At 74.4% G+C, this 14,120-nt stretch carries 12 protein-coding genes; 3 read left to right on the top strand and 9 right to left on the bottom strand.

The window, feature by feature from the left end; all coding sequences use genetic code 11:
* Positions 1 to 19: 19 nt before the first annotated feature.
* Positions 20 to 2,347: a collagenase gene (locus tag AB0411_RS12070; RefSeq protein WP_366417157.1), complete on the bottom strand. Its 2,328-nt coding sequence runs from the start codon at positions 2,345 to 2,347 to the stop codon at positions 20 to 22.
* A 149-nt stretch (positions 2,348 to 2,496) separates the two neighbouring features.
* Here AB0411_RS12070 and AB0411_RS12065 point away from each other — a divergent pair, with 149 nt between their 5' ends.
* Positions 2,497 to 3,888 (top strand): aminopeptidase P family protein, encoded by a 1,392-nt coding sequence (locus AB0411_RS12065; protein ID WP_366417156.1) that lies wholly within the window; start codon positions 2,497 to 2,499, stop codon positions 3,886 to 3,888.
* A 13-nt stretch (positions 3,889 to 3,901) separates the two neighbouring features.
* Here AB0411_RS12065 and AB0411_RS12060 read toward each other — a convergent pair whose 3' ends face one another.
* The 6 genes from AB0411_RS12060 to AB0411_RS12035 form a co-directional block, all read right to left on the bottom strand.
* Positions 3,902 to 4,618 carry a GntR family transcriptional regulator gene (locus AB0411_RS12060; protein WP_366417155.1) on the bottom strand — a complete coding sequence of 239 codons (717 nt, stop codon included), beginning with the start codon at positions 4,616 to 4,618 and terminating at the stop codon, positions 3,902 to 3,904.
* Between the two features lie 139 nt (positions 4,619 to 4,757).
* Positions 4,758 to 5,759 (bottom strand): proline racemase family protein, encoded by a 1,002-nt coding sequence (locus tag AB0411_RS12055; RefSeq protein WP_366417154.1) that lies wholly within the window; start codon positions 5,757 to 5,759, stop codon positions 4,758 to 4,760.
* Positions 5,760 to 5,770: 11 nt separating this feature from the next.
* Positions 5,771 to 6,667, bottom strand: coding sequence for a dihydrodipicolinate synthase family protein (locus AB0411_RS12050; RefSeq protein WP_366417153.1), 897 nt, complete (start codon positions 6,665 to 6,667; stop codon positions 5,771 to 5,773).
* Between the two features lie 73 nt (positions 6,668 to 6,740).
* Positions 6,741 to 8,135 (bottom strand): NAD(P)/FAD-dependent oxidoreductase, encoded by a 1,395-nt coding sequence (locus AB0411_RS12045; protein WP_366417152.1) that lies wholly within the window; start codon positions 8,133 to 8,135, stop codon positions 6,741 to 6,743.
* On the bottom strand, positions 8,116 to 8,436 hold the full coding sequence (locus AB0411_RS12040; protein WP_366417151.1) for a (2Fe-2S)-binding protein: 321 nt from the start codon (positions 8,434 to 8,436) through the stop codon (positions 8,116 to 8,118). Before AB0411_RS12040 ends, AB0411_RS12045 begins: the two co-directional genes overlap by 20 nt.
* Before the next feature lie 53 nt (positions 8,437 to 8,489).
* Complete coding sequence (locus tag AB0411_RS12035; protein ID WP_366417150.1) at positions 8,490 to 9,662, bottom strand: NAD(P)/FAD-dependent oxidoreductase; 1,173 nt, start codon at positions 9,660 to 9,662, stop codon at positions 8,490 to 8,492.
* 242 nt (positions 9,663 to 9,904) lie between these two features.
* Here AB0411_RS12035 and AB0411_RS12030 point away from each other — a divergent pair, with 242 nt between their 5' ends.
* Together AB0411_RS12030 and AB0411_RS12025 are read left to right on the top strand one after the other, a co-directional pair.
* Positions 9,905 to 10,699 (top strand): uracil-DNA glycosylase, encoded by a 795-nt coding sequence (locus tag AB0411_RS12030; RefSeq protein ID WP_366417149.1) that lies wholly within the window; start codon positions 9,905 to 9,907, stop codon positions 10,697 to 10,699.
* A gap of 179 nt (positions 10,700 to 10,878) precedes the next feature.
* Positions 10,879 to 12,318, top strand: coding sequence for an MFS transporter (locus AB0411_RS12025; protein WP_366417148.1), 1,440 nt, complete (start codon positions 10,879 to 10,881; stop codon positions 12,316 to 12,318).
* 48 nt (positions 12,319 to 12,366) lie between these two features.
* Here AB0411_RS12025 and AB0411_RS12020 read toward each other — a convergent pair whose 3' ends face one another.
* Both AB0411_RS12020 and AB0411_RS12015 read right to left on the bottom strand, forming a co-directional pair.
* Positions 12,367 to 13,284 carry an SDR family oxidoreductase gene (locus tag AB0411_RS12020; protein WP_366417147.1) on the bottom strand — a complete coding sequence of 306 codons (918 nt, stop codon included), beginning with the start codon at positions 13,282 to 13,284 and terminating at the stop codon, positions 12,367 to 12,369.
* A 25-nt stretch (positions 13,285 to 13,309) separates the two neighbouring features.
* Positions 13,310 to 14,116 (bottom strand): SDR family oxidoreductase, encoded by an 807-nt coding sequence (locus AB0411_RS12015; RefSeq protein WP_366417146.1) that lies wholly within the window; start codon positions 14,114 to 14,116, stop codon positions 13,310 to 13,312.
* Between the last annotated feature and the right edge of the window lie 4 nt (positions 14,117 to 14,120).

The raw sequence follows: 14,120 nt of genomic DNA, 5'->3' as shown, positions 1-14,120 counted from the left end.
GCCGGGGAGGGCGGCTGCGTCATCGCCGCAGGGGGCCCTCGCAGCGGTAGTCCGCGCTGCCGGCCCGGCCCGAGGACCAGATGTCGGTGGGGCCGAAGGAGCAGTTCATGTCGGTGAAGTTGTTCGCCGCGGGGCCGGTGCGGTCGAGGATGAAGTAGTCGACGGTCTCGGCCATGTCCTTGAAGACCCGGCCGGGGTCGCCGGAGTCGGCGAGGTTGGCGGTGATCCGGCCGGTGCAGGTGAACCGGCCGTAGCCCGGGTCGCCCTCGTCCTTGCAGACGGGGGTGTTGGCGGTGGCGGCGGCGAAGGCGGTGCGGACCTCGTCGGGGGTGGCGAGCTTCAGGGAGCCGTTGGGCGTGAACGTCGTGTCCGGTACGTAGAGGTCGTCGACGTCGGCGATCTGGGCGTCGAGGAAGGCGTCGTACTGCTGCTGCAACCCCGCGTCGGAGCCCATGCGGTTGCGCCAGGAGTCGAACCCGGCCGGGTCGTCGGCGCGCAGGTAGCGGTACATCTCCTGGAGCTTGGCGGGGTGGTCGCGCCACAGGAACTCGAAGAACGTCCCGGCGTAGGAGTAGAAGCGGAAGCCGTCGTGGTCGTACGTCGCGTGCAAGAACGCGTCGACGGACATCCGGGGTGTGCCGCCGGCGGTGTCGGCGATGATGTCGCGGACCAGTGACCGGCGGACGGCGATGCCGTTGTCGCGGGTCGAGCCGTCGAAGAACTCGGCGCTGCCCTCGTCCATGGCGGTGGTGCGGTCGCCCTCGTACCAGGGGCCTTCACCGAAGAAGCCGGGCACGGCGAAGCGGCCGTTGAGGTAGTGGACGTACTCGTGCCGGAAGAGCTCTTCGAGGGTGAGGCTGGAGTCCTGGGGGACGCGGCGCTGGTAGGTGTAGAAGGTCGCGCCCTGCTCGATGTAGACGCCGCCGTTGTTGGTGTCCATGCCGGTGAGCAGCGGGTGGTAGACCTCGTAGTCGGCGCGGGAGGCGTACAGGACGATGGTGAGGGTGGTGTTGGGGTCGCCGGCCAGCGGTTCACTGGTCCCCAGCACCCGGTGGAACTGGGCCTTGACCTGCTTCGACGCATAGTAGAGCTGGTCGACGACGACGCGGTCGAGGGCGGTGCGGACCTTGATGGCGCCGTTGTCGTAGGAGTAGGTGCGCGGGAAGATCCGCTTTTCGATGTCGTCCTTGCACACCGTGTACGGCTTGCAGGCGTCGAAGAAGATGAGCCAGCCGGCGACCTTGGCCCAGGGTTCGCTGCCGTCGCCGAAGTTGCGCACGGTGGTGGGGAGGAGCGAGGTGCCGAGGTCGGTGACGATGGCCTTCTTGAGGGAGGCGATCTGGCCGAAGCGGCCGTACTCCCCGAGCGCGTCGCGCACGACCCAGGCGTTGGGCGTCCCCTTGAGGTGGGTGTATCCGGCGAACGCCTTGAAGACGGCGCGGTAGGCGGGGTCGGCGGCGGCCGCGTACTGGAAGGCGGTGTCCTTGTTGCCGGGGTAGACCCCCAGGTAGTTGACGGACAGCGCGGCGAGGGCGGCGTTGCCCCAGGCCGGGTCCTGGTACGTGGCGGAGTGGGCCGGGTCCAGGGTGGCCAGGACCTTCTGGATCAGGTCGAGTTGGTGCTGCCGCAGGCCCGGGGCGCTGGCGGCGTACAGGGCCTCGCGCAGGGTGTCGGCGTTGGCCCGGGTGACGTCGAAGGTACGGGCCGCGGTGCCGAAGGCCCCGACGGCGCGGCGCACGGCGTCGACGGTGGGTGCGTCGGTGGTGTCGATCTCGTCGTGCGAGAAGTCCTGGTAGGCCACCGCGTGCAAGTACGTGAACATCTCGTACAGATGGCTGGTGTTCTTGCCGTCATGGGCGGCGGCGAGGCCGGTGATGCGACGGGCGACCGCCTGGACGTGCGCGTCGGACATGACGGGGATCAGCCGGGGGTCCCAGGTCCACACGAGGGTGCGCAGGCAGTCGTCGGCCGTGACGGCGGGGTCGGCGAGGAAGTCCGCGAACTGCTCGGGCCCCAGGCCGGTGATGCCGTCGAGGGTGCACGGGGCGACCTCGGGTCCGGGGCTCCGCGGCGGCCCCGCGGGCTTGGTCTGCGGGCCCGGTATGCGGCCTCTCTCGACCAGGGCGCGTGGTGCTGGTGCCGGGGCGGCGCCGGACTTCGGCGCGCCGGCGAGGCGTTGGGCATGGTCGAAGGGGTTGGCGGTGGGGGCGGCGGGCCGGTGCCCCGGCTGCGCCGCCGGGGTTCGCGGCGAGGCGGCCGACGGGTGGGGCGCCGCCTGGGCGGGCTGGACGGCCGGCAGCGCGAGGGCGGCCGCGAGGGTCGCGGCCAGCAGGATGCCGCGCGGCATGCGGGGATGGGACACCTGAACCTCCGGGAGGGGGTGGGGGGTTGAGGGGCTGAGGCCATGGCCTTCACTCCACGAGGTGTGACCCGTAACATAGTAATGTGAAATTGCACTGACAAGGCTTCAGGTAACTTTCTTTGCCGGAGGTGTCCATGACCTCGCGCGCCCCCCAACTCCACACCGGCAGCCATGACTTGCCGGTGTCGGACGCCCTCGCCGCCTTCATGACCGGCGGGTGGGCCACCACCGCCCCGCTCCCCGACGAGCCTCCCGTGCCGGACCCCGCCCGGTTCGCCGGCCGCCGTGCCCGGCTCGCCGCCCGCTTCCCCGGCGAGCGACTCCTCGTGCCGGCGGGCGAGTTGAAGGTCCGCTCCCACGACTGCGACCACCGCTTCCGCCCGCACAGCGCCTACGCCTGGCTCACCGGCCTCACGGGCGAGGACCAGCCGGGGCACGTCCTGGTGCTGGAGCCGGACGGCGAGGCGGTGCTGTACCTGCGGCCGCGGCCGCCACGGGACGGCGGCGGCGCCTTCTACCGGGACCGCCGCCACGGCGAGTTCTGGGTGGGCCGCCGCCCCGACCTCGCCGAGGCCGAGCGGCGCACCGGCCTGCGCTGTGCGCACCTGGAGGATCTCGACCGCCACCGCAGGACCGGCCGGGACGCCGCCCGGGACACCGAACTCGCCTGCACACTGAGCGAGTTGCGGCTGGTCAAGGACGACTGGGAGGTGGCCCAGCTCCAGCAGGCCGTCGCGCACACCACCACCGGCTTCGAGGACGTCGTACGCGCCCTCCCCGCCGCCCTGCGTCACCCGCGCGGCGAACGCTGGATCGAGGGGGTCTTCCAGCTGCGCGCCCGCGCCGAGGGCAACGGCACCGGGTACGAGACCATCGCCGCCGCCGGCGCCCATGCCTGCGTGCTCCACTGGACCCGCAACAACGGGCCGCTCGACCCGCGCCAGTTGCTGCTGTTGGACGCCGGGGTGGAGACCGACGCGCTGTACACCGCCGACCTCACCCGCACCCTGCCGTTGTCCGGTCGCTTCTCCCCCGTCCAGCGCCGGGTCTACGAGCTGGTGCTCGCCGCGCAGGACGCGGGGATCGCCGCTCTCAAACCGGGAGCGAGCTTCCGCGACTTCCACCGGGCCTGCAGCGGCGTCCTGGCCGAGGGGCTGGCCGACTGGGGTGTCCTGCGCATCCCGGCGCGGGAGGCGCTCGCCGCGGACAGCGGCCTGTACCGGCGCTACACGCTGTGCAGTTCGGGCCATATGCTCGGCCTCGACGTGCACGACTGCGCCCGGGCCCGCGCCGAGCAGTACCTCGACGGCGTCCTGACCCAGGGACAGGTCCTGACGGTCGAACCGGGGCTCTACCTCCAGCCCGACGACGAGACGCTGCCGGCCGAACTGCGCGGCATCGGGGTGCGCATCGAGGACGACCTGGTGATCACCGCGGACGGTGCCCGGCTGATGTCGTCGGCGCTGCCGCGCACCGCCGACGCGGTGGAGGAGTGGATGGACGGGCTCCTCGCCGGACGCCCCTGACCGGCCCGGCCGGTCACCCCCGGCGGGCGACCGGCCGCTGCTGCGGTCGCGGCACCAACGGCTCGTCGCGGCCCTGGGCCCACAGCGAGCGGACATGACCGAGGTGGCGGGCCATACAGGCCTCGGCCGCCTCGGCGTCGCCCGTCAGCATCACGTCGAGCAGCTCGACGTGCTCCTCGGCGGAGGGCAGCAGCTGGTTGCGCTCGTCGAGCCGGGTGAGCCCGTACAGCCGGGAGCGCTTGCGCAGATCGCCGACCGTCTCGACGAGGCGGTCGTTGCCGCTGAGACCGAGCAGGTCGAGGTGGAAGCGGCGGTCGGCCTCCAGGTAGCCGATGAGGTCGTGCGCACGGGCGGCGGCCACGATCTCCAGGGCGGCCGGGCGGAGCGCCTCCAGCTGGGCACGGCCGGCGGTGCGGGTGACCTGGCCGACGACCGGGACCTCGATCAGGGCACGGATCTCGGTGTACTGGTCGAGGTCGCGCTCGCTCACCTCGGTGATCCGGAATCCCTTGTTGCGGACCGGCTCGACCAGCCCCTCACGGGCCAGGTCGAGCATCGCCTCGCGCACCGGAGTGGCGGAGACGCCGAAGTCCGCGGCGAGGCCCGGGGCCGAGTAGACCGACCCCGGGCGCAGCTCCCCCGCGATCAGGGCCGCGCGCAGTTGATGGGCCACCTGATCGCGGAGCCGCTCCTGCGCGGTGATCAGGCTGCGGTGCTTGAGTTCGCCCATCGTGGTCCTCCGAGTTGACGCGGAGTGCCAGCGTACAATGTCACGTTGCGCAAACCCGCTGGTGGCGGACGGCCGCCGGACGCACGGCCGTTGGCCACGAGGCCCTGGGTCACCAGGCCCTGCGTCACAAGGCCCTGGTTCACAGCACGAACCCCGCGGGGAACGGATCGGACGGGTCGAGGAAGTACTGCGCGGTGCCGGTCACCCAGGCCCGCCCGGTGACCGTGGGGACGACGGCCGGACAGGGGCCCGCCGCGGTCGTGGCGACGAGGCGGCCGGTGAACTCCGTTCCGATGAAGGACTCGTTGACGAAGTCCTGGTGGAGGGGCAGTTGGCCGCGTGCGTGCAGCTGCGCCATCCGCGCCGAGGTGCCGGTACCGCACGGCGAGCGGTCGAACCATCCGGGGTGGATGGCCATCGCGTGCCGGGAGCGGGTGGCGTCCGATCCCGGCGCGGCGAAGTAGACGTGTTTGAGGCCGCCGATCCGCTCGTCCTCGGGGTGGACCGGCCGGTCGGTGGCGTTCACCGCGTCCATGAGGGCCAGTCCGGCGGCGAGGATGTCGTTCTTGCGGGCCCGCTCGAAGGGCAGGCCGACGCTGTCCAGCGGCAGGATCGCGTAGAAGTTGCCGCCGTAGGCCAGGTCGTAGCCGAGGGTGCCGTAGCCCGGGACGGCGATCGTGCGGTCGAGTCCGGCACAGAAGGCGGGCACGTTGGTGAGGGTGACGGCCGTGGCCGCACCGTCCCGCACCTGCACCTCGGCGGTGACCAGTCCCGCGGGGGTGTCCAGCCGCACCCTCGTCACCGGTTCCTCGACCTCCACCATGCCGGTCTCGACGAGGACGGTGGCCACCCCCATCGTCCCGTGTCCGCACATCGGCAGATAGCCGGAGACCTCGATGAACAGGACGCCGTAGTCGGCGTCGGGGCGGGTCGGCGGCTGGAGTATCGCCCCGCTCATGGCGGCGTGGCCGCGCGGCTCGTTCATCAGGAGCGTGCGGACGGCGTCGCGGTGCTCGGCGAAGTACGTCCGGCGTTCGGCCATGGTGGCGCCGGGGAGGGTGCCGACGCCGCCGGTGATGACCCGGGTGGGCATGCCCTCGGTGTGGGAGTCGACGGCGTGGAAGACGTGGCGGGTGCGCATGGGGCCCTCTCTCAGTGGTGGCCGTCGGCGAGGAGCTTCCCGGTGACGGCGCGGAGCGCGGCCGACTGGTCGGCGGTGAGCGGGGTACGGGGCGGGCGGGTCGGGCCGCCGCGGTGTCCGGCGAGGTCCGTGGCGAGCTTGATGGCCTGTACGAACTCGGTCCGGGAGTCCCAGCGCAGCAGCGGGTGCAGGGTGCGGTAGAGGGACAGCGCGGTGTCGAGGTCACCGGCGACGGCGGCCCGGTAGAGGGTGGCGCACGCCGCGGGCAGGGCATTGGGGCAGCCCGCGATCCAGCCGACGGCCCCGGCGAGGGCGAGTTCGAGCAGGACGTCGTCGGCGCCGATCAGCAGATCCAGTTCCGGGGCGGTTTCGGCGATCTCGTAGGCCCGGCGGACATCGCCGCTGAACTCCTTGACGGCGACGATGCTGCCGTCGGCGTGCAGTTCGGCGAGGAGACCGGGCGTGAGGTCGACCTTGGTGTCGACGGGGTTGTTGTAGGCGACGACGGGCAGGCCGGCCGCGGCCACGTCGGCGAAGTGGGCGCGGACGGCGTCCCGTTCGGCGCGGTAGCCGTTGGGCGGCAGCAGCAGGACGGAACCGGCCCCCGCTTCGGCCGCCTGCTCGGCCCAGCGGCACGAGGCGGCGCTGCCGTAGGCGGAGACGCCGGGCATCACCCGGTCGCCGTCCCCGGCGGCCTCCACGGCGGTACGGACGACGCGGGCGCGCTCGGCGTCGGTGAGCGTCTGGTACTCCCCGAGGGAGCCGTTGGGGACGACGCCGTCGCAGCCCGCGGCGAGGAGCCGGGCGACCTGTGCCGCGTAGGCGTCGTGGTCGACGGAGAGGTCGTCACGGAAGGGGAGGGTGGTGGCGACCATGATGCCGTGCCAGGGGCGGGTGCGCGTGACCATACGAAGCTCCTTCTATGAGGTGTGACATTTTATTGAGTGTCCCAGGGGGCTGCCAAGGCCCCCTGGAGGCGAACTAGTCCTGCCCGTCGGCGAGTTCGCCGAGGACGACGGGACAGGCGAGGGGTCTGCGGTCGGCCGGTGGTCCGGCCTCCCCCGCGAGCCGGGCCACCGCGGGCCCGCACATCCGCCCCTGGCACCAGCCCATTCCGGCCCGGGTGAGGAGTTTGACGGTGCGGGTGTCGCGGGCGCCGAGCCCGGCGACGGCTTCCCGGATCCGCCCGGCCGTGACCTCCTCGCACCGGCAGACCTCGGTGTCCTCGCGCAGCCAGCCGGTCCAGCCGGGGCGCGGGGCATGGGCCGCGGCCATGGTCCGGGCGAACCGGCGCAGCCGGTCACGACGGCGGCACAGGGCATCGGGCACGGCCCGCCGCGCGATGCCGTGGGCCGCCACCTCGCCCTCCGTGAAGGCGAGTTCCGCGCCGCCCACGCCGCCGGCCTCACCGGCCGCCCAGACCCCCTCGACCGAGGTCCGCTGCCGCCCGTCGAGCCGCAGCACCCAGGTGCCGTCGGGGCCGCGGCGGACGGCGCAGCCCAGTGTGGTGGCCAGCTCCAGTTGCGGCACCAGCCCGTACCCGACGGCGAGCGCCTCGCAGGGGATGCGCCGTCCGGTTCCGGGCACCGGCCGCCAGTCCCGGTCGAGCCGGGCCAGGGTGACGGCCTCGACCCGGTCGGTGCCGTGCACGGCGGTGACCGCGCTGCGGGTACGCAGGCGTACGCCGTGGCGGAGCAGGGCGGCCCCGTGGACGGCCGCCTCGGCGAGCTTGCCGGGGTTGGCGGCCAGGGTGCGCGGGGCGCGGGCGTATCCGGCGTAACCGCCCGCCTCGGCGACGACCGGCACCGTGGCACCGGCCGCGGCCAACGCCCCGGCCACGGCGAGCAGCAGCGGCCCGCTGCCGGCGACCACGATCCGCCGGCCCGGCAGCACCAGCCCCGCCTTGAGCATGGCCTGCGCCCCGCCCGCACCCACGACACCGGGCACCGTCCAGCCGGGGAAGGGGAGTTGGCGCTCGTGCGCGCCGGTGGCGAGGAGCACTTGGCGCCCGCTCACCTCGGCCCGGCCCTGCGCGCCGTCGGGCCCGGTGACCGCGTGCACGGTCCAGTGCTCCGGGTCCCGGGTGACGGCCCAGACATGGTGGGCGGCGAGGAACCGGATCCGGCCCGCCGCGCGCTCCTCGTCCAGCCGCGCGGCGCGCCGGGTGAACGCGCGCCAGGAGTGGTGCAGGGCCTCGGGGCGGGTGGCGCCGAGGCCCGGGGCCGGCTGCCGGTACAACTGTCCGCCGGGCCGGTCGGCCGCGTCGACGAGCGCCACCCGCAGCCCGAACCCGGCGGCGGTGACGGCGGCGGCGAGCCCGGCCGGCCCCGCGCCGATGACGACGAGGTCGCGGCGGTCAGACGGTGAGATCGGCACGTCCGTGTCCCTCCTGGGTGGTGACCGCGTCCCCGGGCCGGGCGGGTACCAGGCAGGCCCGTTGGTTGGGCCGGCCGTTGATGGTGGCCAGGCAGTCGAAGCAGGAGCCGATCCCGCAGAAGGCCCCGCGCGGGCGGCCGCCGCGCCGGGTGGTCCGCCAGGAGAGCACACCGGCCGCCCAGAGCGCGGCGGCGACGCTCTGACCGGGCAGCGCGGTCAGCGGCCGCCCGTCGAGGCGGATCTCGAACGCCGGTCCTGGCACGGCCCGTACGAGGTCGGCGGGGGTACGGCGAGGGGTCATGCGCGGGCTCCTCTCGGTACGGGTGAACGGGCGGCGCGGGGCCCCGGCCGGGCTCATCCCTCCCCCGCCCCGCCGGCGAACCGCTCCGGCCGGAACGGCCGCGCGTCGAGCGGAGCGGGCGCCCCGGTCAGCGCGGCCGCGATCAGCCGGCCGGTGGCCGGGGCGAGGCCGATGCCCGCGCCCTCGTGGCCGCAGGCGTGCAGCAGGCCGGGGAGGCGGGGGTCGGGGCCGATCGCCGGGAGGTGGTCCGGGAGGTAGGGGCGGAATCCCTGGTAGGTGCGCAGCACCTGGACGCCCGCCAATACGGGGAACAGGGCAGCGGCCTGGGCGGCGAGCCGGCGCAGCACCCCGACCGAGAGCGTGCGGTCGAAGCCGATGCGTTCACGGCTGGCTCCGATCAGGACCGGCCCCGCCGGGGTGCCCTCGACGACGGCGGAGGTCTGCAGCGCGGCCGATCCGCTGGCCACATCGGCGACATAGTCCGCGGCGTAGACCTTGCGCCGTACGACACGCGGCAGCGGCTCGGTGACCAGGACAACTCCCCGACGGGGCAGGACGGGAACGGTCACCCCCGCGAGGGCGGCCAGCCGGCCGGCCCAGGTGCCGGTGGCGTTGACGACCGCGGGGGCAAGCAGGTCGCCCCGCGGGGTGCGCACGCCCCGGACGGCGTCACCGGGTCCCCGCAGCACGGCCGTGACCTCCGCCCCCAGGTGCAGCCGGGCCCCGGAGGCACGCAGCAGATGGGCGGCGGCCAGGGCGGGTTGGACCTGGGCGTCCTGCGGGTAGAGGACGCCGCCGGCGAGGCCGGGCGCCAGATGCGGTTCGGCGTCCCGCAGCCGGTCGGCGGGGAGGCAGTCGCTCCGCACGCCCGCCCTTTCCTGCGCCGCGCGGAAGGCACGCAGCGCCGCCATGCCGGGCTCGTCGGAGGCGACGACCAGCCCGCCCTTCGTCTCGTACTCGATCTCCGGCGGGAGCTCGGCGGCGAGGTCGCGCCACAACCGGGTGGAGAGCAGGGCGAGTGCGAGTTCGGGGCCCGGTTCCTTGTCGGAGACGAGCAGGTTCCCCTCACCGGCGCCGGTGGTACCGCCCGCGACGGGCCCGCGGTCGACGACGGCGACGGAGAGGCCGGACCGGGCGGCGTAGTAGGCGCAGGCGGCGCCGACCACTCCGGCCCCGACGACGATCACATCCGGAGCGTCCAGGAACTGTCCGTGTCTCGTGGGCACATCAGTAATATGTCACACAACACAGGCTCGGAAAAGGGGACTTGAGAGCGGGCTTCCGGGCGCTTCCGCCGGAACACCCGGCCCGGCACATGGGGCTCTCGCCGCCCGCTACGCCACGGAGGAGGTCCGCCAGGCGTTGGCGGTCTCGCGCGCCGCCGGGCGAGGAGCGGCCGTACACGCCCCGGCCAGGGGACGTCGCCCCGGTCGGGCGGGATCCATGAGGCACCCCCTAGCCTGGAGGGATGAACGAGACCGGGACCGCCGGGTCGCCGCCGGGGCCTGGTGAGAGCGACTTTCCCGCGTTTCACGCGGGGCGGTGCGGCGGGCTCGCGGAGCTCGACGCGCAGGTGGTCCGCTGCCGCGCCTGCCCCCGGCTGGTGGAGTGGCGGGAGGAGACCGCGGCGCATCCGCGGGCGGCGTTCCGGGACCAGGAGTACTGGGCACGGCCGGTCCCGGGGTTCGGGCCGGCGGACGCCCCCATCGCCATCGTCGGGCTGGCGCCTGCCGCGCACGGCGGCAACCGCACCGGGCGGATGTTCACCGGGGACGCCTCCGGCGACTTCCTCTTCGCCGCGCTCCATGCGGTCGGGCTCGCCTCCCGGCCCACGGCGACGCACCGGGGCGACGGGCTGGAGCTGTACGGGGTGCGGGTCACCGCGCCGGTCCACTGCGCGCCGCCGGAGAACCGGCCCACGCCCGCCGAGCGGCGCACCTGCCGGCCGTGGCTGTCGGCGGAGCTCGCACTCCTCGCTCCCGGCCTGCGGACGGTCGTGGTGCTGGGTGCCTTCGGCTGGCAGGCGCTGCTGCCCGTACTGGGCGAGGCGGGGTGGGCGGTCCCCCGGCCGCGGCCCGCGTTCGGTCACGGCGTACAGCTGACGCTGCCCGCCACCGGGCCGCGGCGCGAACTGCACGTGCTCGGGAGCTACCACCCCAGCCAGCGCAACACGTTCACCGGCCGGCTCACCTTCGACATGCTGGTCGAGCTGCTCGCCCGCGCCGCCGGACTCGTGGGGCCGGAGCGTCCGGGAGCGGGCTGACGCCGGGCACCGGGTCCGAGGCCGCGCCGCCCTCCGGCCGCCGGCCCGCCTGCGTAGGCGCCCCCGGGCACCACCGTTCCGCCGCCATGCGCCCCCGGACCCCGACTTCTATCCTGAGAGGCAAGACGGCTGCGGGGACCGGTGGGTTCGGGGATACGGGATACGGCCGAGGAGTGCTCGTGGGCCATCGCGTGGCGGACCGGGTCGCGAAGGCCGCTTCGGGCGGTACCTTCTCGCACCGGGACCGGGCAGTGATCGTCGCTGCCGCGCTGTCCATCCTCATCGTGCAGATGGACTGGTTCGCGCTCGATCTGATGCTCCCGGTGATCGCCAGGGATTTCGGTACCTCCTCGACCGACCTCCAGTGGCTGGTCAGCGGATACATGGTGGCCATCGGCGCGTTGATGATCGTCGGCGGCCGGGCGGCCGATCTGCACGGTCGGCGGCGGGTCATCGTGCTCGGCCTGTTCGTGTTCGCCGCCCTGTCCGTGGTGTGCAGCGCCGCGCAGAACGCGCCCTGGCTGATCGCCGCGCGCGTCGTGCAGGGCACCGGCGCGGCGATGATCTTCCCCGTTTCGGTGGCGGTGGTGACCAGTTACTTCCGGGACGACCGGCAGGGGCGGGCGGTCAGCACGGTGCTGGCGTTCGGTTCCCTCGGCACCGCTCTGGGCCCGTTCGTGGGCGGCGTCTTCGCCGAACACGTCAGCTGGCGCGCGGTGTTCCTGATCAATGTGCCGGTGTGTCTGGCCGCGGCGCTGCTGGTGCTGCGCTTCGTGCCCGAGACCCGCGACGAGCAGGCGACCCGCCGTCTCGACCTGCCCGGCGCGGCGGCCGTCGCCCTCGGTCTGACGTGTCTGATGGTCGCCGTCGACCAGGGGCAGGGCTGGGGGTGGACCTCCGCGCCGACCCTGGCCACCGCCGCGGTCGGTCTCGCCCTCCTCGTGCTGTTCGTGGCGGTGGAGCGGCGCAGGCCGGAGCCGCTGATCGACATGTCGCTCTTCCGCAACCGGAAGTTCGATGTGATCACCCTGGCCGGCTCGCTCTCGAATGTGGTGTATTGCCTGGTCGCGGTGCTCTCGGCGCTCTATCTGCAGCAGGCGCGGGGGCTGTCGCCGTTTGTCGCGGGGGTGATCTTCCTGGCGCTCTCCTGCGGGGTGGGCGCGGCCAGTTACTGGGCGGGGCGGCTGGCCCTGCGCTGGCGCGCCGAGCGGCTGATGGCCTGCGGCATGCTCACCAGCGGTGCCGCGCTGCTGGCGCTGACCTGGGTGCGGCCCCTGGGCTGGTACGCGGTGGTCTTCGCCGTGTGCGGGGTGGGCATCGGGCTGGGGTGGGCGCTGACGAACGTGGCCACGCAGGCGCACGTCCCCGCGGAGCGGACGGGCGCGGCGTCGGGGCTGGTGCTGACGTCGCTGGTGCTGTTCGGCGCGGTGAGCGTGGCGGTCGCGGCGACGGTGCTGGAGCTGATCAGCGGCTCCCCCTCGACCGCGGCCGCCGACGGCCGCGCCATCGAGACGGTGCTGCGCGGCACTTCCCTGCTGGCCTTCCTCGGCGCGTTCGGGCTGTTCGCGATCTCCGCACCCCGGTTGCGGGCGCGCGAGGGCGCTCCGGTCCCCGGCTGACGACCCGGCGCGGGGCCCGCAGCCGGTGGCGCTCCGGGCCCCGGCGGGTCACCGCGCCCCGTAGACCGGCTGCGGGGTCCCGGCGGCGGCCAGCAGGTCGCGGGCGGCCCGCCCGGCCTCGGCCGGCGTCCAGCGGCTCTTCCGGTCCGCGGTGGGGCCGGGGCGCCAGCCCTCCATCACGGTGATCCGGCCCGCCTCGGCCTCGAAGACCCGGCCGGTGACCCCGGCGCTGTCGGCGGAGGACAGCCAGACCACCAGCGGGGAGACGTTCTCCGGGGCCATCGCGTCGAACTCCCCCGCGGCGGGCTTCGCCATCGCCCCGGCGAAGGTCCGCTCGGTCATCCGGGTGCGGGCGGCCGGTGCGAGGGCGTTGATCTGGACGCCGTAGCGGGCGAGTTCGGCGGCGGCGACGAGGGTGAGGCCGATGATGCCGGCCTTGGCGGCGGCGTAGTTGCCCTGGCCGACGCTGCCGAGCAGCCCGGCGCCCGAACTGGTGTTGACGATCCGGGCGTCGGGCGTCCGGCCGGCCTTGGCCTCGGCCCGCCAGTGGGCCGCGGCGTGCCGCAGCGGCAGGAAGTGGCCCTTGAGGTGGACGCGGATGACGGCGTCCCAGTCGTCCTCGTCGAGGTTGACGAGCATCCGGTCACGGAGGAACCCGGCGTTGTTGACGAGGGCGTCGAGGCGGCCGAAGGTGTCCAGTGCGGTGGCGACGAGCGAGGCGGCGCCGTCGGTGGTGGTGATGTCGCCGGTGTGCGCGACGGCCCGGCCGCCGCGGGCACGGATCTCGTCGGCGACCTGCTGGGCCGGTCCGGGCGAGGCGCCGGCCCCGTCGGCGGCCACACCGAGGTCGTTGACCACGATCCGGGCGCCCTCCGCGGCGAGGGCCAGGGCATGGGCGCGGCCGAGGCCGCGGCCGGCGCCGGTGACCACCGCCACGCGTCCCGTGCAGATTCCGGTGCCGGTCATGTCCGTATCTCCTCTTCCGGACACGTCAGGTGTCCTTCGTGGCGTCGGGCGGGGCGGGGTGGTTGACGGTGGCGGCGTCGAGGAAGGCGGGCCGCTCGCCGCCGCCGTGGACGAGCAGGCTGGCGCCGGTCAGGTACGCGGCGCGGTCGGAGGCGAGGAAGACGCAGGCGTCGCCGACCTCGGCGGGCTCGGCGAGCCTGCCGAGCGGGACGGTGGCGCCGACGGCCGCGACGCCCGCCTCGTCGCCGTAGTGCACGGCGGCGAGTTCGGTGCGCACCATGCCGAGGACCAGGGTGTTGACCCGGATCCGGGGCGCCCATTCGACGGCCATGGAGCGGGCGAGGTGGTCCAGGCCCGCCTTGGCCGCGCCGTAGGCGGCGGTGCCGGGCGAGGGCCGGGTGCCGCTGACGCTGCCGATCATGAGGATCGAGCCGCCGGCCGGCCGCTCCCGCATCACCTCGTACGCGGCGAGCGAGGCGGTCAGCGGCGCGAGGAGGTTCAGTGCGACGACCCGGGCGTGCCGTTCGGCGTCGCCCTGGTCGAGCAGCCGGTGGGGCGTGCCTCCGGCGTTGTTGACCAGGCAGTCCAACGGGCCGTGTTCGTCGGCGAGTTGCGGGAAGAAGGCACGGACGGCGGCCGGGTCTCGCAGGTCGAGGGGGCGGTAGTGCGCACGGCGGCCGGCCGCCGTGACGGGGGCGTCCGGCGGCCGGCGGGCGCAGACCACCACCTCCGCACCGGCCCGCAGGAAGGCGCGGGCGATACCGGCGCCGACGCCCCGGGTGCCGCCGGTGACGACGGCCAGCCGACCGGACAGATCGAGAGCCAGGCTCACCGGA

The sequence above is a fragment of the Streptomyces angustmyceticus genome, assembly GCF_040701845.1.
Lineage (GTDB): Bacteria > Actinomycetota > Actinomycetes > Streptomycetales > Streptomycetaceae > Streptomyces > Streptomyces angustmyceticus_A.
The sequence above is the reverse complement of the archived record's forward strand: the minus strand, read 5'-3'. Positions and strand labels throughout refer to the sequence as shown.

Excerpts from the sequence above, each read along its gene's own strand:
- AB0411_RS12065 (WP_366417156.1), top strand. The coding sequence starts at position 2,497 with ATGACCTCGCGCGCCCCCCAACTCCACACCGGCAGCCATGACTTGCCG.
- AB0411_RS12030 (WP_366417149.1), top strand. The coding sequence starts at position 9,905 with ATGAACGAGACCGGGACCGCCGGGTCGCCGCCGGGGCCTGGTGAGAGC.
- AB0411_RS12070 (WP_366417157.1), bottom strand. The coding sequence starts at position 2,347 with ATGCCGCGCGGCATCCTGCTGGCCGCGACCCTCGCGGCCGCCCTCGCG.
- AB0411_RS12020 (WP_366417147.1), bottom strand. The coding sequence starts at position 13,284 with ATGACCGGCACCGGAATCTGCACGGGACGCGTGGCGGTGGTCACCGGC.
- AB0411_RS12055 (WP_366417154.1), bottom strand. The coding sequence starts at position 5,759 with ATGCGCACCCGCCACGTCTTCCACGCCGTCGACTCCCACACCGAGGGC.
- AB0411_RS12050 (WP_366417153.1), bottom strand. The coding sequence starts at position 6,667 with ATGGTCACGCGCACCCGCCCCTGGCACGGCATCATGGTCGCCACCACC.
- AB0411_RS12060 (WP_366417155.1), bottom strand. The coding sequence starts at position 4,618 with ATGGGCGAACTCAAGCACCGCAGCCTGATCACCGCGCAGGAGCGGCTC.
- AB0411_RS12040 (WP_366417151.1), bottom strand. The coding sequence starts at position 8,436 with ATGACCCCTCGCCGTACCCCCGCCGACCTCGTACGGGCCGTGCCAGGA.